15 protein-coding genes and 4 pseudogenes are annotated in these 20862 nt (G+C 61.9%); 11 read left to right on the forward strand and 8 right to left on the reverse strand.

Annotation, left to right across the window (positions count from 1 at the left end; genetic code table 11):
- Positions 1 to 22: 22 nt before the first annotated feature.
- The 3 genes and pseudogenes from B0B13_RS09390 to B0B13_RS09405 form a co-directional block, all read right to left on the reverse strand.
- Positions 23 to 673 carry a hypothetical protein gene (locus tag B0B13_RS09390; RefSeq protein ID WP_237573955.1) on the reverse strand — a complete coding sequence of 217 codons (651 nt, stop codon included), beginning with the start codon at positions 671 to 673 and terminating at the stop codon, positions 23 to 25.
- Positions 674 to 975: 302 nt separating this feature from the next.
- Entirely contained in the window at positions 976 to 1410 is a 435-nt protein-coding gene (locus tag B0B13_RS09395; RefSeq protein WP_076795942.1) for a TAL effector repeat-containing protein, read from the reverse strand.
- 581 nt (positions 1411 to 1991) lie between these two features.
- Positions 1992 to 2934, reverse strand: a pseudogene (locus tag B0B13_RS09405) (helix-hairpin-helix domain-containing protein); the annotation flags it as partial.
- 136 nt (positions 2935 to 3070) lie between these two features.
- On the opposite strand from B0B13_RS09405, the gene B0B13_RS09410 reads away from it, so the two are divergent.
- Positions 3071 to 3529: an antitoxin PaaA2 family protein gene (locus tag B0B13_RS09410; RefSeq protein WP_076786312.1), complete on the forward strand. Its 459-nt coding sequence runs from the start codon at positions 3071 to 3073 to the stop codon at positions 3527 to 3529.
- Entirely contained in the window at positions 3526 to 3813 is a 288-nt protein-coding gene (locus tag B0B13_RS09415; RefSeq protein WP_076786310.1) for a type II toxin-antitoxin system RelE/ParE family toxin, read from the forward strand. Before B0B13_RS09410 ends, B0B13_RS09415 begins: the two co-directional genes overlap by 4 nt.
- A 261-nt stretch (positions 3814 to 4074) precedes the next feature.
- Here the strand turns inward: B0B13_RS09415 and purT are convergent, their stop codons facing one another.
- Complete coding sequence (gene purT / locus B0B13_RS09425) at positions 4075 to 5307, reverse strand: formate-dependent phosphoribosylglycinamide formyltransferase (protein WP_076795948.1); 1233 nt, start codon at positions 5305 to 5307, stop codon at positions 4075 to 4077.
- Between the two features lie 230 nt (positions 5308 to 5537).
- On the opposite strand from purT, the gene B0B13_RS09430 reads away from it, so the two are divergent.
- The gene (locus tag B0B13_RS09430; protein ID WP_076797251.1) at positions 5538 to 8921 is read left to right on the forward strand and encodes a DNA translocase FtsK; all 3384 of its coding nucleotides are present in this window, start codon (positions 5538 to 5540) and stop codon (positions 8919 to 8921) included.
- A gap of 26 nt (positions 8922 to 8947) precedes the next feature.
- Here B0B13_RS09430 and B0B13_RS19350 read toward each other — a convergent pair.
- Positions 8948 to 9154, reverse strand: a pseudogene (locus B0B13_RS19350) (beta-propeller fold lactonase family protein); the annotation flags it as partial.
- 118 nt (positions 9155 to 9272) lie between these two features.
- Between B0B13_RS19350 and B0B13_RS18435 the strand changes: the two are divergent.
- Both B0B13_RS18435 and B0B13_RS09440 read left to right on the forward strand, forming a co-directional pair.
- Positions 9273 to 9428, forward strand: a pseudogene (locus B0B13_RS18435) (trehalase-like domain-containing protein); the annotation flags it as partial.
- A 207-nt stretch (positions 9429 to 9635) separates the two neighbouring features.
- Positions 9636 to 10898 (forward strand): polyhydroxyalkanoate depolymerase, encoded by a 1263-nt coding sequence (locus B0B13_RS09440; RefSeq protein ID WP_076795951.1) that lies wholly within the window; start codon positions 9636 to 9638, stop codon positions 10896 to 10898.
- A 3111-nt stretch (positions 10899 to 14009) separates the two neighbouring features.
- Here B0B13_RS09440 and B0B13_RS09455 read toward each other — a convergent pair.
- The gene (locus B0B13_RS09455; RefSeq protein ID WP_076795959.1) at positions 14010 to 14642 is read right to left on the reverse strand and encodes a TetR/AcrR family transcriptional regulator; all 633 of its coding nucleotides are present in this window, start codon (positions 14640 to 14642) and stop codon (positions 14010 to 14012) included.
- A gap of 221 nt (positions 14643 to 14863) precedes the next feature.
- Here B0B13_RS09455 and rsxB point away from each other — a divergent pair, with 221 nt between their 5' ends.
- From rsxB to B0B13_RS09470, 3 genes are all read left to right on the forward strand, one after another.
- Positions 14864 to 15832 carry an electron transport complex subunit RsxB gene (gene rsxB, locus B0B13_RS09460; protein WP_076797252.1) on the forward strand — a complete coding sequence of 323 codons (969 nt, stop codon included), beginning with the start codon at positions 14864 to 14866 and terminating at the stop codon, positions 15830 to 15832.
- Between the two features lie 43 nt (positions 15833 to 15875).
- Positions 15876 to 16520, forward strand: coding sequence for an endonuclease III (nth, locus tag B0B13_RS09465; RefSeq protein WP_076786292.1), 645 nt, complete (start codon positions 15876 to 15878; stop codon positions 16518 to 16520).
- A gap of 161 nt (positions 16521 to 16681) precedes the next feature.
- Entirely contained in the window at positions 16682 to 17113 is a 432-nt protein-coding gene (locus tag B0B13_RS09470; protein ID WP_076795962.1) for a DUF1841 family protein, read from the forward strand.
- A gap of 62 nt (positions 17114 to 17175) precedes the next feature.
- Here B0B13_RS09470 and B0B13_RS09475 read toward each other — a convergent pair whose 3' ends face one another.
- Together B0B13_RS09475 and B0B13_RS09480 are read right to left on the reverse strand one after the other, a co-directional pair.
- Positions 17176 to 17553 (reverse strand): c-type cytochrome, encoded by a 378-nt coding sequence (locus B0B13_RS09475; protein WP_076795964.1) that lies wholly within the window; start codon positions 17551 to 17553, stop codon positions 17176 to 17178.
- Between the two features lie 40 nt (positions 17554 to 17593).
- Positions 17594 to 17947, reverse strand: coding sequence for a c-type cytochrome (locus tag B0B13_RS09480; protein ID WP_076786288.1), 354 nt, complete (start codon positions 17945 to 17947; stop codon positions 17594 to 17596).
- A gap of 297 nt (positions 17948 to 18244) precedes the next feature.
- On the opposite strand from B0B13_RS09480, the pseudogene B0B13_RS20055 reads away from it, so the two are divergent.
- The 3 genes and pseudogenes from B0B13_RS20055 to tal all read left to right on the forward strand — a co-directional run.
- Positions 18245 to 18430: pseudogene (locus B0B13_RS20055) on the forward strand (hypothetical protein); the annotation flags it as partial.
- An 8-nt stretch (positions 18431 to 18438) separates the two neighbouring features.
- On the forward strand, positions 18439 to 19656 hold the full coding sequence (locus B0B13_RS09490; RefSeq protein ID WP_076795970.1) for a benzoate/H(+) symporter BenE family transporter: 1218 nt from the start codon (positions 18439 to 18441) through the stop codon (positions 19654 to 19656).
- Between the two features lie 165 nt (positions 19657 to 19821).
- The gene (tal, locus tag B0B13_RS09495) at positions 19822 to 20775 is read left to right on the forward strand and encodes a transaldolase (protein ID WP_076786282.1); all 954 of its coding nucleotides are present in this window, start codon (positions 19822 to 19824) and stop codon (positions 20773 to 20775) included.
- The last annotated feature ends 87 nt before the right edge of the window (positions 20776 to 20862 follow it).

Raw genomic sequence — 20862 nt, forward strand, 5'->3', positions numbered from 1 at the left:
TCCACGACATTGCTAAGTAATTTTATACTTTATTTAGCTCATCGAGTCTGCTTTTTGCCGAATTTATACTAGACTGAAAATCCTTCCTAATATTATTAATATCTCTTATGATTTCATCATATTTGTTTTGAGATAGCCCCGTTTTTTGCAATGTCGCCTTACGGTAAGGCAACAAATTGTTTTCTTGCATAACTTCCTGAATCTTGCTTCTTGTTGATTCAATGGTTTTATTAATCTTTCCAGATAGATCTTCCACCTCATATTGTTGCTCTGTTCGCATACCTCGACTATGATTTTTCAATTTTATAAGGGTGGCATTGATTGATCTATCAGCGACATTCTCCACATGATCTAACCGCCTCAGAAAATCGTTGGCTTTCTCGATAAGAGCGTCGCGCTTTTGGTCAGACACGTTGCTAGATTTCTGCCAAAAATTACTGACTATTTTCTTGTCGCCAAAAATGTTTTTCCGCTGCGCATCGGCACCATTTATTGACATCCGGCTAGCACGAAAACCAGAATAAGCATCTTTTTTAGTGCCACGCAAGTGCTGTAGACTCTGAAGAATAGGGCTCCGCAAATTTTGCGAGATAGCTTTGCTATTGATTTGCCTCGGCAAATCTCTAATGTTAGATAATGCCGCTATAACCCTACTGTGGCCAAGTATCTTCATTTGACAAAATCCCAATTTAGTTATTCAAAGAATAAAAAAATATATCGACTATAGCTAAGCAGTTTGCCAAATCAGAAAGACCGACCTGAAAAACGAAGCATGGTTGGCCTTGGCGCATTTCTACTACCTAGCTGAGGTTCGCCGATCTAGGAAGTAGAATGCCTACTGCCGCATCGGGTCGCTAACGCGGCCCGCCCGCCTCGGTAGGTCATCAGGTGACGACCGGTAACCATACTGTGATCGCGGCGCTGTGACCGCATATCGGATTGTCGCGTGCCTTCAATGTTGGCTGACCGCTGCACCTATTGCCGCTTCGACAACTGTGCAGCCATTTTTCGTATCTGGCCGGCCGCGCCTATGCGCGCAGCCATATCCACAATGTCCTCGTTCGAACGCCCTGCTTGCGTGAGCGCTGGTCCGTGTTCGAACACCGCTTTGAGCGCCTGGGCGCCGCCGTTGTTATCGGCAATCTTTACAATATCGGTCCGGCTGTAGCCACGCTCGCAAAGCGTTGGCCCGTGCATAACAACCGCCTTGAGCGCCCAAGCACCGCCGCCGTTGCCGGCAATCTTCACGATGTCAGCCCCACTGTAGCCGCGCTCGTTAAGCGTCGGGCCATGTACGACGACTGCCTTCAGCGCCTGTGCCCCACCGTCATTCCCCGTAATTTTTATAATATCGACCCGAGCAAAACCACGCTGACGGAACACCTGTTCATAGTCGAGCACCGCCTGCAACGCGTGGGCTGCGTAGTCATGGTCGGCGATTTTCAGGATATCAGCCGACTCAGTACCTGGGTAAGCGCATCGTATTTATTTGAGATAAACGCCAAGATGTCAGCACCACCAGAATGTTCTTCAATCTTTAAACATTCGAACGGGCTGAGATTAAGCCGGGCACCAAACGGTTTATCTTTCTGATACACAGATGTCACCGGCATAGTCCCACTGACGTTAGGTCATTCGTACACCGACTCTCGCGCATAAGTGAACCCGCACCGGTTTGCGCAGTATTTTCCGCCTCAAGTTCGTTCAAATAGCAAATGGGGCTATCCCAAGCCACTGGCGACATAGCGTATTGCGCGTGATCGAAAATCAGTACCTTGAACGACATTCGCTGTGCGTTGTACGCGAGTGCGAACGCGCCGCCGATCCGGCGAAGCACGGCATACTAGATAAAGAGTGAGGCGGCCCCAAACATGGCTGGTATGCGCGCTTGGTACGCGTGCCGATTGATATTCCGATGCAGCCCGTGCGGGTTGACTGACGCAACGCTGCTTATGTTTGGCCACGGTAAAGCCTTTAACTAAGATGGGATGTCAACAAAAATTGCGGCTCGTTGTCGTCAGCGAACCGAGTAAATGCGACAGATCCACCAGGCGCTGAGCGACTAAATGAGTCACCTCGCCTTGCCGTTGCCAGATGCCATACACGGCCAGTAGCGACGCACCGAGCACTTCCTTGCACTGACGCTCCAACAGCGACGGCCAGATAATCACGTTTGTGTGGCCGGTTTCATCTTCGAGCGTCACAAACAGCATGCCGTTGGCGGTGCCCGGGCGCTGACGCACCGTCACCAGGCCGCACGCGCGCGCCAGTTGCCCGTCGCGATAGCCCTGCAGCGTCGTCGCCGGCAGCAAGCAACGCCGAAGTAGCTGCGCGCGCAGCAGCGCGAGCGGATGGCGCCCAAGCGTCAGGCCGAGCGCGCGATAGTCGTGCGCGATCGCTTGCCCCTCCGTGAGCGGCGCGAATGCCGGCGTCGCGTCGTCGGTGCCAGTCGCACGCAGCAGATCCTTGTCAGGCACTGCGGCGAGCGCGTGCCACAGCGCCGCGCGGCGATTGCCCGCGAGGTTCACCAGTGCGTTGGCGCCGGCCAACGCTTGCAGATCGCGCCGCGTGAGCTGCGCGCGCCGCGCCAGATCCGTCACATCTGCAAAGGGCCGCACCGCACGCGCCAATTCGATGCGCGCGGCCGCCTCCTTTGCTAAGCCGCGAATCAGCGACAGGCCCAGCCGCACCGGCGCCTCCAGGTCTTGCCCTTGCAGCGTGCTGTCCCAGTCGCTCACGGTCACGTCCGCTGGCAGCACCTTCGCCATGCCGACGCGCATCCTGCACCAGCTGTGACGGCGTATAAAAGCCCATCGGTTGGCTGTTGAGTAGCGCGCACAGAAACGCAGCCGGCGCATGGCATTTAAGCCACGCACTCGCGTACACGAGCAGCGCGAAGCTGGCCGCATGGCTTTCCGGGAATTCCATGTCTCCCGATATATAGTAAAGTGGTAGCGTGTACAATAATAAAAGTCGAACCAAGTTCAGCGCCAGCTCGCGCTGGCCACCACCGGAGCGAAAACGATGCGGCCCGAACTGATGAACGAGAGCCATTGACGGAGATTTCACCATGGCAACCGAGACCATTGACCAAAAGACCCTCACCCAACTCGTGGAAGCCGGCGCCGTGCGTGCGGCGCATGTCGTCGGCCATGGCAACGGCTGGACCATCGCGGCCAAGTACGGCCTGACCGAGCGTTTCCTGGCGGCCAAGCGCGGCGACGTGCGCGTGTTTCGCAAGCTCGAAACGCTGGTGGCCTTCCTGCGCGAACTGGGCATCAGCCGCTTCGACGTGGACGCAGCCGGCTTCGATCCGGCGTCGGCCGAGCGCACCACACGGCCCGACCGGTCGGCCGCGCTCAAGGAAGCGCACGCCGCACGGGCCTATGACAAGTGGTTCCGCGACCAGGTGCAGCAGGCGCTTGATGACCCGCGCCCTTCCCTTCCCCACGCCGAAGTCAAGGCCGAGTTTGCCGAGCGCCGCGCGGCGCTGCAGCAGCGGATCGCGAAGCGCGGGGGTAACGCTTGACCTTGGCGCTGCACTGGAACCCGAGGGCGCGCGAGGATCGCGCCGCAATCATGGACTACATCGCCGAGGACAATCCGGTGGCCGCGCTTGAGCTGGACGAGCTGATCGAGCAGAAGGCCGAGGCCTTGCCGGCGAATCCGACGCTGTACCGACCGGGGCGCGTGCGCGGCACGCGCGAGGCCGTGGTGACGGAAAACTACTTGATGGTCTACCGCGTGACGGACAAGCGCGTGGAGATCCTGCGCGTGCTGCATGCGCGCCAGCAGTGGCCAGCAAAAGGATAAGCCCCATGTCGAATTTGAAGCCACTGTGCCTGACTCTCTACAACCCGTCGACTTCCATGTACCACCTCTACCGCGTCGGCAAGGACGGGCTGGTACAGTTTCAGTCCTTTGGACCGGCTGAGCCCCGGCCGAGGTGATGCGGTGCGGACCGTGGCTACAAGGGTGGGGCCATTGATGGCGTGAAAATCTATCACCCGGGTTTGCGTCGTGGCATCACACGCGGCTTGCGGGCCATGATCCGGCGGCGCAGTGCAATCGAGCTCATACGCCGCCACTGACCGGTTTGATACGGCTAGCCGCCGTGCGTGCGCGCTCGCGGGCTTCGTCGACGCTCGATGCCACCGCCAACGCCACGCCCATGCGGCGCTTGACGAAGCTCTGCGGCTTACCGAATAGCCGCAGATCCGCGCCCGGCACCGCCAGCGCATCGGCAACACCGTCGAAGCTAATGCCTTTCTCGTCGCGACCGCCGTAGACCACCGCCGACGCCCCGGGCGAGCGCAACGCGGGATCCACCGGCAAACCCAGGATCGCGCGTGCATGCAGTTCGAATTCGGAAAAGCGCTGCGTGGCCAGCGTCACGAGCCCGGTATCGTGCGGACGCGGGCTGACCTCGGAAAACCAGACCTGATCGCCGCGGACGAATAGCTCGACCCCAAATAGCCCACGCCCACCTAGTGCGGCCGTCATCCGCTGAGCGACGTCACGCGCCCGCTCGAGCGCCAGCGGGCTCATAGGCTGCGGTTGCCATGATTCGACGTAGTCCCCGTCTACTTGCAGATGGCCCACCGGCTCACAGAAATACGTCGCGATCCCACCGCTTGCTGGATCAGTGGCTCGCACGGTGAGCAGCGTGATCTCATAATCGAACTGCACAAAGCCCTCGACGATCACCCGGCCGTGATGCACACGCCCGCCCGACATCGCGCAATGCCAGGCCCGCTCAATGTCTGCAGCGCTCCTGAGCACGGACTGGCCTTTGCCGGAGGATGACATGACGGGCTTGACCACGCACGGGTAGCCGATACCGTCGTCGATCGCGGCTTGCAGCGCGTCGAGCGAGTCCGCAAACGCGTAGGGCGAGGTCGGCAATTGCAGTTGCTCGGCGGCCAGGCGGCGAATGCCTTCGCGGTTCATCGTCAATTGCGCCGCGCGTGCAGTAGGAATTACCTCGGCCAGTCCTTGGGCTTCAATTGCGGCAAGCTCGTCGGTGGCGATCGCCTCGATTTCGGGCACGATCAGATGCGGGCGCTCCTGCTCGACCAGTGCACGAAGCGCGCAGCCATCGGTCATGTCTATCACGTATGCACGGTGTGCGACCTGGTGGCCGGGGGCATCGGCATAACGATCGACCGCGATCACCTCGACGCCGAGCCGCTGCAACGCGATGACCACCTCTTTGCCCAACTCGCCGGCTCCGAGCAGCATCACACGGGTCGCGCCCGGCGACAATGGCGTGCCGAAACGCCGGTGATGAAACGAACTGACGGACATGAATTCCCCTTTGATGTAGCCAAGACCGATAGTGCGGCATGGCCGGCGATGTTAACATGCTGCCCCTTCGCGGGGATGCTCGCGCACACGCAGGCTGCATCGGCCATCGATACGCGCTCAGCACCGGTGGTCGCCACGGCATTCACATCGAGCAGTTAAACTTGCTCCTTGGTCCGCGATCGTCGTCCGGCAGTGCGGCACCTGCTTTCTCTGACTGGTTCTATTCAAGCATGCTCAGCGTGGTTCTCGGCGGATTCGGATTTTCCACAGCCTGGCTCATCGTCTTCGCGTGGCGGCTCGCGCGTGCGCTGTGGCCGGGCAGCGCCGGCCTGCAGGGGCCCGGGACGATCCGCCTGTGGCTTGGCACCGTCGTCGTCTTGGTCGCCAGCAGCGCACTGGAGGCGCAGCTCGCCACGCATGCCGCGTACGACGCGATCGGCCGTGCAAGCGCCGCGGGCCTGGCTGCGCTGCTGGGCACACCCGCGTCGATCGTCGTGTTCACACTGTTGTGGATCGCCACACTGCCGTGGCTATTTGGCGCCCAATGGCCGTCATGCCTCGCGTACCTGGACCGTACTTTCGGCCTAGGCATCGGTATCGGCACACGCCGCCCGTCGCGCGACGAACAACACGAACGCCCGACACGTCGCCCCACCGGCGGCGGCGCAACGCAGAGTCCGCGCAAAAGTTATTTTTGCGCGCTCGGCAACGGCGGTTTTGGCCCGAACGATACGCGAGGCAAACGCGCGTGCGCCTCCCGCTGGCCCGACGCGCGCCGCGTGCCGAAGCACCTGGGCATGACACGCGGTTTTACGGCCCCATCGCCGGACGCCCGGTTCGAGTCGGCGGGTCCATCGGCGAGCCTTCATGATCACGGCCGCGGGCCAACGACCGCGCTATCCGCCGCCACGTCGCCGCCTGCGGTGTCGCCAAGGGCCACCCCGGCGCCGTGCACCGCCCCTGCGCCCAACACCGCGAAGGTTCTTTCACGCGGCAGAAACGAACCGCTGAAGACGGCGGAAACCCTGCGCGTGACAAGGCCGGCCTCCCTGGTGCGGCCGGCCGCGCCCCCGTACGCGGCCCATTCGCGCGCTATCCCGCGCACAGCCGTGCCCGACGGTGACGAAGCGCGCCGCATGATGCCGCGTGGCGGCGCCCCCGCCGCGCCCGCTCCCCGGCTAGTGCCGTCGCGCACGCCGCCGCGCCCGTATCGGCCGAGCGACAACTACCTAGAACGCGCTGCGGCACAGCGCGCCAGCCCCGCGAGTGGACCAGCACAACTGGACGGCGTGTTCGCTGCACCGCCTGCACCGCCTGCACCGCCTGCACCGCCAAGCATCGTGGCGGCACTGCGCGCGATCGAGCAACAAGCAGCGCAATGGACCGCGCTCGCCGGCGCAAGCCTTGACCGACAAGCGGGTCGCCACGGCAACACGGCCACCGCGCTGCCAGAAGCGCCCGTGCCTGCTGCGTCACCGCTGGCTCAACCCTCGTCAGAATCTGCGGCAATACCTCACGATCCGGCCCCGGCGACGCTCGCTCCAACGTCCCCTGTTACGTCTTCTTCGGCGTGTGCAGCGCCGCGATTGGATCCGGACCAGTCAAGACCCGCTGCGACACCGCCTGACGCAGCCACACCGGAATGGGCTCTCACGCCGCCGATCCGATTGTCGTCGGAATCCGACTCGCCACCATTGGCCCCCCTCCCGCCAGCGCGTGCCGAGACGCCTTTGGACACCCTTCGCTCGCTTGAGCTGCGCGTGGATGCACCGCCAGGCCTATCCCCCACCGCTCCCCCACCTGTCGTCCCGCCGACTGCCCAGGTCGCGGCAGCAACAGCTGCCACTGCCGTCTCCGCACCGGCACCCTTGCCAGTGTCAGCACCGACATCTACACCCGAGCCAATGTCCATGCTCGAACCGATATCCACGCCCGTGCCGATGCCCATCCCCGGGCCGATGTCCATCCCCCTGCCAATGCCCCTCCCCGGGCCGATGTCCACGCCCGGGCTGATGCCCGATCCCGACGGCGCGCCGGTTTCCGCCACGGTGCATGCTGCATCCGACGGAACCGTACCGGCGGCAAACCCCGCCTCGAAGCGCAACACGTTCCCATTCCAGGCGAGCGCCGCCTCGCCTATCGAATTGCCGGCCCTGACGCTGCTCGCAAGCGGCTCCGACATTATCGAACCGGTATCCGAGGCGACGCTCGCCGCGACCGGCCAATTAATTGAGCAACGGCTCAAGGAGTTCAAGGTACCGGTGTCCGTCATCGGCGCTTCGGCCGGCCCGGTCATCACGCGCTTCGAGGTCGAGCCGGCACTGGGGGTACGCGGCAGCCAGATCGTAGGCTTGATGAAAGACTTGTCACGCGGCCTCGGATTGACGTCAATCCGCGTGGTCGAGACGATCCCGGGCAAGACCTGCATGGGACTCGAACTGCCCAACGCTCGGCGGCAAGTGATCCGGTTGGCGGACATCCTCGCGTCGCGGGAATACACGGGTTCGGCATCGCAACTCACGCTCGCGCTGGGCAAGGACATCACGGGTGAACCGGTCGTGACCGACTTGGCGCGCGCGCCGCACATGCTCGTGGCCGGCACCACCGGCTCGGGCAAGTCGGTGGCGATCAACGCGATGATCGTGTCCTTGCTGTACAAGGCAACGCCACAGGACGTCCGGCTGATCATGATTGACCCGAAGATGCTGGAACTGTCGGTCTACGAGGGCATCCCGCACCTGCTTGCGCCGGTCGTGACCGACATGAAGCTCGCCGCGAACGCACTGACGTGGTGCGTCGCGGAAATGGAAAAGCGCTACCGGCTGATGTCCGCGCTCGGTGTGCGCAACCTCGCCGGCTTCAACCAGAAAATCGTCGATGCGGAGCACGCCGGACGCAAGGTCGGCAATCCGTTCTCGCTGACGCCGGACGCACCGGAACCGCTTGCGCCCCTGCCCATGATCGTGGTGGTCATCGACGAGCTAGCGGACCTGATGATGGTGTCCGGCAAGAAGATCGAGGAGTTGATCGCGCGGCTCGCACAAAAGGCCCGGGCTGCGGGGATCCACTTGATTCTGGCCACGCAACGGCCGTCAGTCGACGTGATTACGGGTTTGATCAAGGCGAACATTCCGACGCGGGTGGCCTTCCAGGTTTCGTCCAAGGTGGACTCGCGCACCATCCTCGATCAGATGGGCGCGGAATCGCTGCTCGGCCAAGGGGACATGCTGTTCCTACCCCCCGGTACCGGCTACCCGCAACGGGTCCATGGTGCCTTCGTCGCAGACGACGAAGTACATCGCGTCGTCGAACATCTAAAACAGTTCGGTGAACCGGAATACGAGGAAGGCATCCTAGCTGGCGTGCCCGGGGACAGTGCGGCCACGGACTTATTCGGCGAGGCGCCCGATGCAGAGGCCGATCCACTGTATGACGAGGCCGTGGCATTCGTGTTGCGCAGCCGCCGCGCGTCGATCTCATCGGTGCAACGGCAGTTGCGCATCGGCTACAACCGCGCTGCCCGTTTGGTCGAGCAAATGGAAGCGGCCTCACTGGTGTCGTCAATGGGAGTCAATGGCAGCCGCGAAGTGCTCGCGCCGGCGCCCACAGACTGAGGCACCGCACCCGCACCGCGCGCCCTACGCGATGTGCTGCCCAGGCTCGACTGGCGGCCCACGAGGCTCAGGCGGCCGTTGTCGGCATCGACCGAATAGATCACGATCTCGTTAGCATCACCACGGTTGGTCGCATACAGGAAACGGCCGTCCGGCGACAGATGAATCGCACCGCCGCCCACCTTGCCGCGAAAGCCCGGCGCGCTCAACGGCACGGTGTGCCCGCGAGTCAACAACAAACGTTCCCGTGCCGGCCCGCTCAGCTGTTTGTCAAAAGGCCGGCAACACGCGGGCTGCGCTCAATTGCCTTATGATCGGGAACCATGCGCAGCTGCTGCTCCGACTCCACCCATGCCCCTTGCAATCGAAGACTATGCGTTGATCGGCGATAGTCACACCATGGCGCTGGTCGGCCGCGACGGTTCAATCGACTGGCTATGCTGGCCGCGGTTTGATTCCGGCGCCTGCTTTGCGGCATTGCTCGGCACGCCCGAGCATGGCCGCTGGCCGCAGTAAGCGACACGCTCGCCAGCGGGATTTGCTGCATTGCACCAGCCCGCGATTGTCCGATATGATCGGATATCAGGATTGGACGCGTCATCCTGCGCCCGGCCGCCCGCTTATCTCGCGCGGGCGGCGAGGAGCGCCCGGCTTTGACCGGCGCCGTACCGATGGCAGCGGGAATCAACCCACATGCCGTAACACGGAGCAAGCATGCTCTATCAATTTCACGAATTCCAGCGCGCGCTGCTGAGCCCGCTGACTGCCTGGGCGCAATCCGCGTCGAAATCGTTCGCGAATCCGGCCAGTCCGCTCGCCTACGTCCCTGGCGCATCGCGCTGGGCCGCCGCCTACGAGTTGCTATACCGGCTCGGCAAGGACTATGAACGCCCCGAATTTAACATTAAGCAAATCGAGAAGGACGGCCGCAGCATTCCGGTCGTCGAACAGACGATCCTGGAAAAACCGTTTTGCCGGCTGCTGCGCTTCAAGCGGTATTCCGACAACAGCGACGCCGTATCGCAACTGAAGCATGAACCCGTCGTGCTGGTCTGTGCACCGCTGTCCGGACATCACTCAACGCTGTTGCGCGATACGGTGCGCACGCTGCTGCAGGACCACAAAGTCTACATCACCGACTGGATCGATGCACGGATGGTGCCGCTCGAGGCCGGCGCGTTCCATCTGGACGACTACGTCGAGTACATCCAGGACTTTATCCGACACATCGGCGCGAAGAACCTGCACGTGATCTCGGTATGCCAGCCAACGGTGCCGGTGCTCGCGGCGATCTCGCTGATGGCCAGCCGCGGCGAGGACACACCACGTACGATGACGATGATGGGTGGGCCGATCGATGCCCGTAAGAGCCCAACGTCGGTGAACTCGCTGGCAACGCAGCATTCGTACGAGTGGTTTGAGAACAACGTAATCTATACGGTGCCGTCGAACTATCCGGGCGTAGGCCGCAAAGTTTATCCGGGTTTTCTGCAGCACGCCGGGTTCGTTGCAATGAACCCGGAGCGGCATTTGCAATCGCATTGGGAATTCTTCGAAAACCTAGTACGTGGCGACGAAGACGATGCCGAAGCGCATCGCCGCTTCTACGACGAATACAACGCCGTGCTGGACATGGCGGCGGAATATTACTTGGAAACGATCCGTATCGTGTTTCAAGAATTCCGGCTCGCGCAAGGCACTTGGATCGTCAACGGCGAGCCGGTGCGCCCACAGGACATCACCGATACCGCGCTCTTTACGATCGAGGGCGAACTGGATGACATCTCCGGCTGTGGACAGACGCGCGCCGCCCACACGCTGTGCACCGGCATTGCGTCAGCGTCACGCCGGCATTTCACCGTGGAGCAATGCGGTCACTACGGGATCTTCTCGGGACGACGCTGGCGCACGATCATCTATGCGCAGATCCGCGAGTTCATTCATGAGCATGATCATGAGGCTGCAGTGCAGACGTAGCGCCGGTGCGGTCGGCTCTCCAACACGGGCAACCGCGATCACAGTGGGCACGTCGCCAAGGATTAGCTTGACTGACCTCTAAAACAGTTCGTGCAATCCTGTCACGGATCTGAATGCTGTACTTGTTGCAGTGCAGCTTAACGTGGGCCTCACACCGGGCGCACCGCATCTGGGTTTGCCGGACATATCAGCGGCACTGGCGTTCACGCAACGCAAAACTGAGCCGTTACTTTTAATGGGGCGATTCGGACTCCTCCGATGCGTTGTCCTCTATGTTACCCAGAGCGAGCGAGGGCTTGTAAAATGCCCGGGGCGCTTGATCGAGGGGAATGTACGATGATCTGAGTCGCTTAGTTGCTCTATCGTTCTCCGATTCCGTTGGCTGGCGCTTTATGCCTGCGGGAGTCCGCAAGGGCGCGCTATCCGTGGCCGCACTTCGAGACTCATCCAAAGCCTGCGTCGCATCTGCGCGCGAGCCGTCCGAAGCTGCGTGTTGGATCAAGCTTAGCCTGATGCCTTCGGCGAACGCCTCATCGTTGGCATCTTGTAATTCCTTTTTGGACGGCTTTTTCTTCGCGTCCAACTGTTCAAAAACCTCTTTCTGTTTCCCGCTCAAATAGGCATTAAGATTTTGGGGGCTAACGGTATTTCGCCGCTGCGACGACAGCGGAACGACTCGTCTGGGTGGCCGCCGTGGCGGAGCAACCTCATTATTCGGCCGTGGCGGCGCATCCTCAAGGGTTGGAGGCGTAGCGTATCTTGGGGAAGGAGGCTGCGGCATTGGCATACTGGGATGAACGCCCGGCTCTTGAAACCTCTGCTGCGGCACACCGTGATTGGCGAACGCCGACATCGCGTACTCGGCGCCGCTAGGTTCATGCCAGCCCACAGCCATCGGAACGCTACCGTGGCCGGGCCAGGAAGGCGCCGGCGCGCTGCCACTGCCAGAGCCGTATGGACCGTACGACAGCATGATCGCACTACTTGGTACCGCCGTCATTGGTACGTCGCCTAACAACCGTGAAATGGCAGACATAATCGATGACTGCGGCGGCGGCAGGACAACGACCACGTGGTTTAAAGGTTGAGAAGGCATCGACATAACCAATGGGCTATTGCCCCCCATCGGGGTCAACTGTGATGGCGCCCCACGCTCAAGTGGCGACCCGAATCGCGGCACTGTAGAAAAGCCTATTGCATTGCCGTGTCCCCAAACATGAGGTGGGCGGGCGCCTTGCATCGCGCCGCCCGTACTTGGGGAGGATATATTCCACTGCGCTCGTTCAGACGGTAGCGCGGCAGCACGCAGACGCGAGCCATACTTTTTCAAGCCGCTTAACAGTGCCGAAACCCCGGCACGTCCTGGGGTGACGCCCGGCTTGTCATCAGAAGCCGAACGTAGAACCTGCAACTGTGGCAAAGCCCATCCAGATACATTCAGTTTTAGCCTGTCAACCATACATGCTCCAATGATCGCGTCCTATTCGAATTGTGCGCCGCTGCCTGGCGCCATGCACGGCTTACGCCTCCAGTGCCTCGGCGTGATTTCGCAATGGCACTCCATCGGCGGCCGTCATCGACACTCGCGTAGCATGCCGGCAGGGTGCACATTCCCAATTGGTTTGGGCTTCAAATTAATCTGTCTCTTGGTCTGCCAAGAATATACTTGGCGCCAACTGCGGCTGATAGACGTTCCTACGGGTTTCGGTCAGCGGTTTATGCGCCGGTACGCTCCGCTCCTGGAGAGGTAATATACGGCTCTTCCACTGCTGCTTCGATACATCATCAAGGAAACTAGCTTGTAACGGACTCGCGGACTTTGAGCGCTGTCCTGATGGCTTTTTAACAGGTGTGTGTTTCAGCGTCGAAGATGGCGGGGCCGGTGGCGTTTTCGCGAAGACGGCCTCCCCCTGCTGGGGACGTAATATGCTCATCTTCCACTGCTCCTTCGATGCATTATCGGGGAGACTAGCTTGTAACGGACTCGCGGACTTTGAGCGCTGTCCCGATGGCTTTTTAACAGGTGGTATGTATTTCAGCGTCGAAGATGGCGGAGCCGGTGGCGTTCTCGCGAAGACGGCTCCCCCCTGCTGGGGACGTAATATACTTATCTTCCACTGCTCCTTCGATGCATCAAAGGGGATACGAGCTTGTGGTGAATCCACCTCCTCCGAGCGCGGCTTCGGCGGCCGAAATGGACTGCACAATAGCATCTTCGCGGGATCCGGTTGCTGCAGCGAAGGAAACGGCTCGTCTTCGTCTAAATAGGCGGTGTCACTTTTCCACCTGGGAACACCGAACGGCTGGAATGGGTCATTAGGCCCGTCGGCACGTCCGTCTTTTGGAAACGGTGCAACGCCACCTTGTGCTGGCGCGTTTATGGGTGACGTCGCTTGCCCTTCCCAAGCCGAAGCGGCTTTGGGAATGAACAAGCCGCGGAACATTCGTGCTACAGCCGCCGCGATTGCCTTGCAACGGGCCCACGGCACGGTGGAGAAGGATGTGCTCGCCTGACGCAGCATTTGTGGGAATGAAGGCATCCAGCGAGCGCTGGGGGGCTCCCCGGCGCCCAGCGCGGATTGGCGAAGCGTCGGCTGCGGACCATATACGCGGGACGCAGCAGGAAACGTTGGATTGCCTTCGACAAGAGAGCCGTGCAGACCGAACGCCGCAGGCCTTCCTGCAGGCGGTTGACCGCGCATGTTCTTAGGTCGGGCCAACATTTTCAAAGCCGCCAGCGGCCCGTTAGACGCGGAGGGCCTCGAAGGACACGGCGTGCTCGCCAAGGAACGCTCATTGAGCCATTGCGGCAACAGCGCTGCTGAGCCGGGAGGTATCGCGACGCGGTGGTTGTACAAGTCTGACTCCTGACGCGGCGGTAAATAGGACACCGCGCCCCGTCAGCTTAAACGCGGCACGGCACAACATCAGGCCGCATCCGAACGGCGACGCTGGCAAGCGAATCGACGAACCCCTGTCTCGACGCACCGGGTAGAACCTCACAACCGTGACGGGCTTAAGCTTGACGCTGACCTTCGTCACGATAGGGTCGCGCTGCGCACTGCCTGCTGTGTCGCGCAGCGCGGCACGACGGTCACCGATGCAGTAAGATCACCGATACAGTAAGTAAGCCAGCAACATATCCGTATTGAGTCGAACCATCTCGGCGTGCTCGTCGCCTTGTCCGAAATCCCGACCGAGCGTCGCCTTCAGCGTATGCCGATTGGACACAATGTAATAGCCTAACCCGGAGATCGTCACATAGAGGCGCATCGGATCGATGCCGGCCCGGAACAGCCCAGCGCGGTGCCCACGTTCCAGGATCCCGGAAAGCGTCGCGAGCATCGGTGAAACGGTTTCACGAATCCGCGTCGACTGTTGCAGATACCGCGCCTCATGCAGATTTTCGTTGTTCAGCAAGCGCAGCAGGTCAGGACGCTGATGATAGAACGCCCATATGAAGTGGGCAAGCCGCGTCATGGCCTCCACGGGCGCCAGTCCGTTCAGGTCCAGCGTGCGTTCCGCTTCGGCAAATCCCGTCAGCGCCTGCTCCAGCACCGCAGTGAACAACTGCTCCTTGCTGCCGAAGTAGTAGTACAGCATCCGTTCGTTGGTCCCGGCACGACAGGCGATCTGGTCCACGCGCGCGCCGGACAATCCGCCGTTCGCGAATGCTTCGGCAGCGGCGGCGAGAATGCGGCGCCTCGTGCCTTCGGGGTCCCTTTTGATTCTCGGCTGGTTCATGTTCAAATCATGATGCAGTAGCCGCGTTGACCGATCGCGTCACCACCGGATAGGCCCACAGCGGCAGGAAATGGTGCGCCGCGCTCAGTTATCGCCCTAAGACTGACACGGAAAGCAGTTGGATTATGGCACGCGGGTCCAACGCCGCTATCGGAATAGGCGATAATTGCGTATTGATAAAATATGCGTCACGCTTCTCGACGCGTCCAGGTTCCGACACTGTGACTGCTTCTCCGTCGCTCGCGGATCGGATCGACGATCTGCTTCCCCAAACCCAATGCACCAAATGCGGCTATAGCGGCTGCCGCCCCTATGCGCAAGCCGTTGCCGACGGCACGGCGGGCTACAACCAGTGTCCGCCCGGAGGACAGCAAGGCATCGCCCGGCTGGCGTCATTGCTCGGCAAGCCGATCATCGCGCTCAATCCGACCAACGGCGTCGAGCGTGCACGGGCGCGTGCGGTAATCGATGAGACTGTGTGCATCGGCTGCACGTTATGCATGCAAGCATGCCCGGTCGATGCCATTGTCGGCGCCCCAAAGCAGCTGCATACGGTGCTGGCAGATTGGTGCACCGGCTGCGATCTGTGCGTCGCACCGTGCCCCGTCGATTGTATCGAGATGGTCCCCGTGACCGGCACTGCCACCGGATGGGACGCATGGTCACCGCAGCAGGCCGATGCGGCCCGACGCCGGCACGCGCAGCGCAATGCACGGCTCGCGAAAGAGCGTGACGTGGCGCAGCAGCGTGCCGCCGCTCGTCGCGCGACGATGAATCCGGATGCCACACCGATGCCGCCAGCATCGGGATGGGCGTCGCCCGGCACGGTGCGAGAGCGCACAAATGCCGAGCCCGGTCACCCGCCCGGCGCGACGCCCGCCGCTGCCACCACGACCGGCATGCCAGGGGCCGGGCCAATGGCGTCGTCGCAGAACCCTGCCGCCGCACGAAAGCAAGCAATCATCCAGGCGGCGCTCGAGCGTGCCCGTAAGAAGAAAGAGGAACTGGCCGCCCAGGGGCTGGGGCCGCGCAACACATCGGACGTCAGTCCAGCCGTGCAAGCGCAAATCGACGCGGCCGAAGCACGTCGGCGACGCCTGGGATGGGACACGGACGAACACGGCTGCGCTGCATCGGAGCCGCCCCCGCCGCCTGATGCGCGCAGAGACGGCTCCGACCTCGATGCATGATGCGCCGTCTGCGTCCAACTGTTCCCTAAAGCGACGAATCTTCATGAACGCCCAAAAGCGCCGCGCAATTTACGAAACGCTGCAAAGCTTGAATCCCCATCCGACGACGGAGCTAGAGTACACGACACCGTTCGAACTGCTGATTGCCGTGATGCTGTCGGCACAGGCGACCGACATCTCGGTCAACAAGGCGATGCGCCAGATGTTCCCAGTCGCCAACACGCCGAAAGCCATCCTGGCGCTCGGCGAAGACGGTGTGGCGCAGTACATCAAGACGATTGGACTGTACCGGACCAAGGCCAAAAACGTCATCGCGACCTGCAGGATCCTGCTCGACAAGCACCACGGCGAAGTGCCGGCTGATCGCGAAGCGCTCGAGGCCCTACCCGGGGTGGGCCGCAAGACGGCGAACGTCGTGCTAAACACCGCATTCGGGCACCCGACGATCGCCGTCGACACGCATATCTTCCGCGTCGCGAACCGCACCGGGCTGGCACCCGGCAAGGACGTGCGGGCGGTAGAGGTGGCGCTGGAGAAGCTCACGCCGGCCGAATTCCGGCATGACGCGCATCATTGGCTGATCCTGCACGGCCGCTACGTATGCCGTGCGCGGCTGCCTGAGTGCTGGCATTGTGCGATCGAGCCGCTGTGCGAATTCAAGAGCAAGACGCCCGCTCCCACCCAATGACATAATGATTGCCGCAAAAGCACTGCGGATGCACTGATACGAAGCTTGCATCGTGGCTATGCAGCGATGAGCACCGCGGTGCGACGGTGCGGCGCCACGACAACGCTCGGCGTACAATGAGGAATTGCGCGGCTGCGCGTACCAAGCGGTTTCAGTGCCTGATGTTCAATCCGAGTCGTGACGAAGTCCGTCGTTTTTTTACCGAGACGTGGCGCAAGCAACGCGCCGGTGAAATCTTGACCCCGCTGCAGAGCATAGCGGCGGACTGGATCGTCCAGCACCCAGAGTACCAAGCTGTCCTGGACTGCGCCGACGCAAGCGAGCAGGACTACTCGCCCGAGCGCGGCCAGACGAACCCGTTCCTGCACTTGTCGATGCACCTGGCAATCAGCGAGCAGTTGTCGATCGACCAACCGCGCGGCATCCGCGCCGCACACGAGCGCCTGACTGCACGCCTGGGCTCGGACCACGACGCACACCACGCGATCATGGAATGTCTTGGCCAGATCATCTGGGAAGCACAACGCAACAACGTCCCGCCGGATACCGACGCGTATCTGGCGCTGATTGAACAGCGCGCGTCCCGGGATTGACGGCACAGGGCCGGCCGACGCAGCGACGCCGCCGTGCGTGTGCGCCGGCGGCGTAAGACCGCTTACTTCTTCAGCACGAGATCGCCCTTCAGCGACTCGATATACGCGGCAATGTCTTTCAAATCGCTTTCGGACAGGCTCTGCACCTGCGCAGCCATGATCGCATGGTCGCGACCAAAGGACGGATTGCCACCGCCCATCTGGTATTGGCGCAATGCCCAATAGGTGTAGTCGGCATGCTGCCCCGCGAGCTTCGGATAATCCGGAGTCACCGGCTTGTCCAGCCCCGCTCCGTGGCACGCGGCGCAGTTGGTGCGCTCGACGATTGCGCGCCCGTTACCAATGTCTGCGGCTTGCGCGGCCCCGATCGATACTACGGCCGCACACGCGGCGATCATTGCCTTGGCGACGCCCGACGCTTCAATGATGCGCTTTTTCATGAGTTCTCCTGTTGCTCGTCTACCGTTCGCCACGTTCCGGTCACCGCTCCGGATTGGGCCGGCTTGCCGGCGTCTGAGCCGCGTAGTACGCAGCCAGGTCGGCAATGTCCTGGTCCGTCAGCGACTGGGCGATCGCTTGCATCGGCGCGAACTTGCGTGAACCCTTCTTGTATTCCTGCAATGCGTTTTCCAGATACTTCGCGTTCTGACCGCCGAGCATCGGCACTTTGTAGACCTGTGGGAACGCGGCGCGATAGCCGGGAATGCCGTGGCAGCCAATGCACATGGCGACCTTCCCTTGCGCGGCGCGCGCGTTGCCGACCACGTCCGCCGCCGCGGTGCCGGCTGACCCGGCGAGCACCGCAATGGCAGCCATCACGACGAATCTGTTCATAAGCATCTAACCTGGCTGTAGGGGAATATCGGGGCGCTGAAACCGCGCAGGCCTGCACCGCCCTGCTCTGCGCGAATCCGCTGGCGTTGAGCAGCCGGCCAAAAAAACGGCGTATTGTAACCCCCGACGCTAGGAGCGTCCACTTGAGCGCCGGCGCGCGACTGCGCGCTGCGCACCGCGTAGTCAACCGTGCTGCAGGCAGCAGGCCGCCCTCACCCTGCGTCAATCGGCCGCAGAGAAATGCAGCATTTGGGCACTTCGGCTGCCCGCGCCGGCATCGGTCGGCGCGCCGATGGCATGCACACGCCCCAGGGGCAGCGAGTCGGCCACACAGCCGGCGGCGATGCGGCGCCTGTCCTATACTGGCGTTTTCGTGTCCCCGTGCCGATCATGCCGCCCGAGCGTTTCGAAGGTTCTTCACAGTATGCCGCGACCGATGACCTCAAACTGACGGTCAACGCCGCGATCACGCCAAGTAACCCTTCCCATCCATGACTGCGTCCTCACCACCCGACCCAGCCGCACCGCCCACACTACGCGCGCCGCTGCGTCCGATCGGTGACACCTCGCTGTCGGCACTGGTCGCCGGTTTTGTGGCCGCGATGACGGGCTACACCAGCTCGATCGCATTGATATTCCAGGCCGGCCGCGCCGCGCACCTGAGCGACACCCAAATCTCATCGTGGATCTGGGCGCTGTCGATCGGCATGGCGGTCACGGCCATCGGGCTGTCGCTACGCTTTCGCGCGCCGATCGTCGTCGCCTGGTCCACGCCCGGCGCTGCGCTGCTCATCACCAGCCTGCCCGGGGTACCCTACGCTGAGGCAATCGGCGCTTTCGTCGTGTGTGCGGCGCTGCTAACCCTGGTTGGCGTCACTGGCTGCTTCGATTCATTGATGGCGAGGATCCCATCGGGTATCGCCGCCGCCCTACTGGCCGGCATTTTGTTCGAGATCGGCAGCGCGATCTTTGTTCAGGCGGGCCAACAACGCGCGCTGGTGCTCACGATGTTCGTCGCCTACCTCGTGACCAAGCGCGTTTGCCCCCGCTATGCGATCGCCCTTACGCTGGTGGTCGGCACGGTGCTGGCCGGCGCGCTCGGCTTGATCGATTTTAGTCATTTCAGCATCGCGCTCGCGCATCCCGTGTTCACCCGCCCGTCATTCTCCCTCGCCGCGTTGATCAGCATCGGCGTGCCGCTGTTCATTGTCGCGATGGCTTCGCAGAACATGCCAGGCGTGGCGGTGTTGCGCGCGCACGACTATAGCACGCCATCGGCGCCACTGATCGCCACGACCGGGACCGCATCGCTGCTGCTAGCGCCATTTGGCTCGCACGGGATCAACCTCGCGGCCATCACCGCAGCGATCTGCACCAGTCGTGACGCACACGAGGATCCGGCAAAGCGCTACACTGCCGCCGTATGGTGCGGCGTGTTCTACTTGCTGGCCGGCATCTTCGGCGCGACGATTGCGGCGCTGTTCGCCAGCCTGCCCAAGGCACTGATCGTGTCGGTCGCCGCGCTGGCACTGTTCGGCTCGATCATGACCGGCCTGACCCATGCGATGCAGGATGCCCGACAACGCGAAGCGGCACTCGTTACCTTCATGGTGACCGCCTCCGGGTTCACGCTGCTGTCGATTGGCTCGGCCTTCTGGGGCCTAGTGGCCGGCCTCATCGCGAACACCATCCTGAACTGGCGCCGCTAAATGCGCCGGCAAGCCGGCGGCGCGGCGTCCGACGTCCGGCTGCCGGCACCCCGACGAACTGGGGGAGCACCGACTGGTCGGACAACTATCGGACGCCGCACGGCTGCGAGACAATAATAGAAATCAGCGCGGCATTACGCGATACGATCTACAAGGAACCTAGCCATGACGACTGCACTAGACCAGTTGAAGCAGTACACGACCGTCGTCGCCGACACCGGCGATTTCCAGCAACTCGCGCGTTACAAACCACAGGATGCGACGACCAACCCGTCGCTAATCCTGAAGGCGGTGCAGAAGGACAACTACCGCCCGCTGCTCGAGAAAACAGTACGCGATCATGCGAGCCTGCCCGTCGACGACATCATTGACCGATTGTTGGTCGCGTTTGGCGTCGAGATCCTGAAGATCGTCCCGGGGCGGGTATCGACAGAAGTGGACGCGCGGCTGTCGTTCGACGTCCAAAGAAGCATCGAGAAGGCACATCAGCTGGTCGCACTCTACGAGGCCGCGGGCATCGACCGCGAGCGCGTGCTGATCAAGCTCGCATCGACGTGGGAAGGCGTGCGCGCCGCCGAGGTGTTGCAGCAGGAAGGGATCCATTGCAACATGACGTTGCTGTTCTCGCTCGCCCAAGCGGTCGCCTGCGCGCAAGCCCGGGCCAAGCTGATTTCGCCATTCGTCGGCCGCATCTACGACTGGTACAAGAAAAATGCCGGCGCGAATTGGGATGAGGCCCGCGATGGCGGCGCCAACGATCCCGGCGTGCAATCGGTCAAGCGTATCTACGCATACTACAAAAAATTTGGCTACTCGACCGAAGTGATGGGGGCAAGCTTTCGCACAACGAGCCAGGTCGTCGAGCTTGCCGGCTGCGACCTGCTGACGATCAGCCCAGACTTGCTACAGAAGCTGCATGAGAGCAACGAGCCCGTGCAGCGCAAGCTCTGCCCGCAGCAGGCGGCCAGTGTGCCGATCGAGCCCGTCGCGCACGATGAGCCGACGTTCCGCTACCTGCTAAATGACGACGCCATGGCCACCGAGAAGTTGGCTGAAGGCATTCGCCTGTTCGCGGCGGATGCGGTCAAGCTTGAACAGTTGATTACGCCATTGCGCTAAGTGGCTCCGACACGCGCTCGACTACAATACATGGTCAACACACCGCATCAAGGATAATCCAAACCGTCGATGATACACCCTTCTGTT

The sequence above is a fragment of the Burkholderia sp. b14 genome (assembly GCF_900156195.1).
Classification (GTDB): domain Bacteria; phylum Pseudomonadota; class Gammaproteobacteria; order Burkholderiales; family Burkholderiaceae; genus Mycetohabitans.

Excerpts from the sequence above, each read along its gene's own strand:
- B0B13_RS09455 (WP_076795959.1), bottom strand. The coding sequence starts at position 14,642 with ATGAACCAGCCGAGAATCAAAAGGGACCCCGAAGGCACGAGGCGCCGC.
- B0B13_RS09390 (WP_237573955.1), bottom strand. The coding sequence starts at position 673 with ATGAAGATACTTGGCCACAGTAGGGTTATAGCGGCATTATCTAACATT.
- tal (WP_076786282.1), top strand. The coding sequence starts at position 19,822 with ATGACGACTGCACTAGACCAGTTGAAGCAGTACACGACCGTCGTCGCC.
- B0B13_RS09490 (WP_076795970.1), top strand. The coding sequence starts at position 18,439 with ATGACTGCGTCCTCACCACCCGACCCAGCCGCACCGCCCACACTACGC.
- B0B13_RS09440 (WP_076795951.1), top strand. The coding sequence starts at position 9,636 with ATGCTCTATCAATTTCACGAATTCCAGCGCGCGCTGCTGAGCCCGCTG.
- B0B13_RS09475 (WP_076795964.1), bottom strand. The coding sequence starts at position 17,553 with ATGAAAAAGCGCATCATTGAAGCGTCGGGCGTCGCCAAGGCAATGATC.
- B0B13_RS09470 (WP_076795962.1), top strand. The coding sequence starts at position 16,682 with ATGTTCAATCCGAGTCGTGACGAAGTCCGTCGTTTTTTTACCGAGACG.
- nth (WP_076786292.1), top strand. The coding sequence starts at position 15,876 with ATGAACGCCCAAAAGCGCCGCGCAATTTACGAAACGCTGCAAAGCTTG.
- B0B13_RS09430 (WP_076797251.1), top strand. The coding sequence starts at position 5,538 with ATGCTCAGCGTGGTTCTCGGCGGATTCGGATTTTCCACAGCCTGGCTC.
- purT (WP_076795948.1), bottom strand. The coding sequence starts at position 5,307 with ATGTCCGTCAGTTCGTTTCATCACCGGCGTTTCGGCACGCCATTGTCG.
- B0B13_RS09480 (WP_076786288.1), bottom strand. The coding sequence starts at position 17,947 with ATGAACAGATTCGTCGTGATGGCTGCCATTGCGGTGCTCGCCGGGTCA.
- B0B13_RS09410 (WP_076786312.1), top strand. The coding sequence starts at position 3,071 with ATGGCAACCGAGACCATTGACCAAAAGACCCTCACCCAACTCGTGGAA.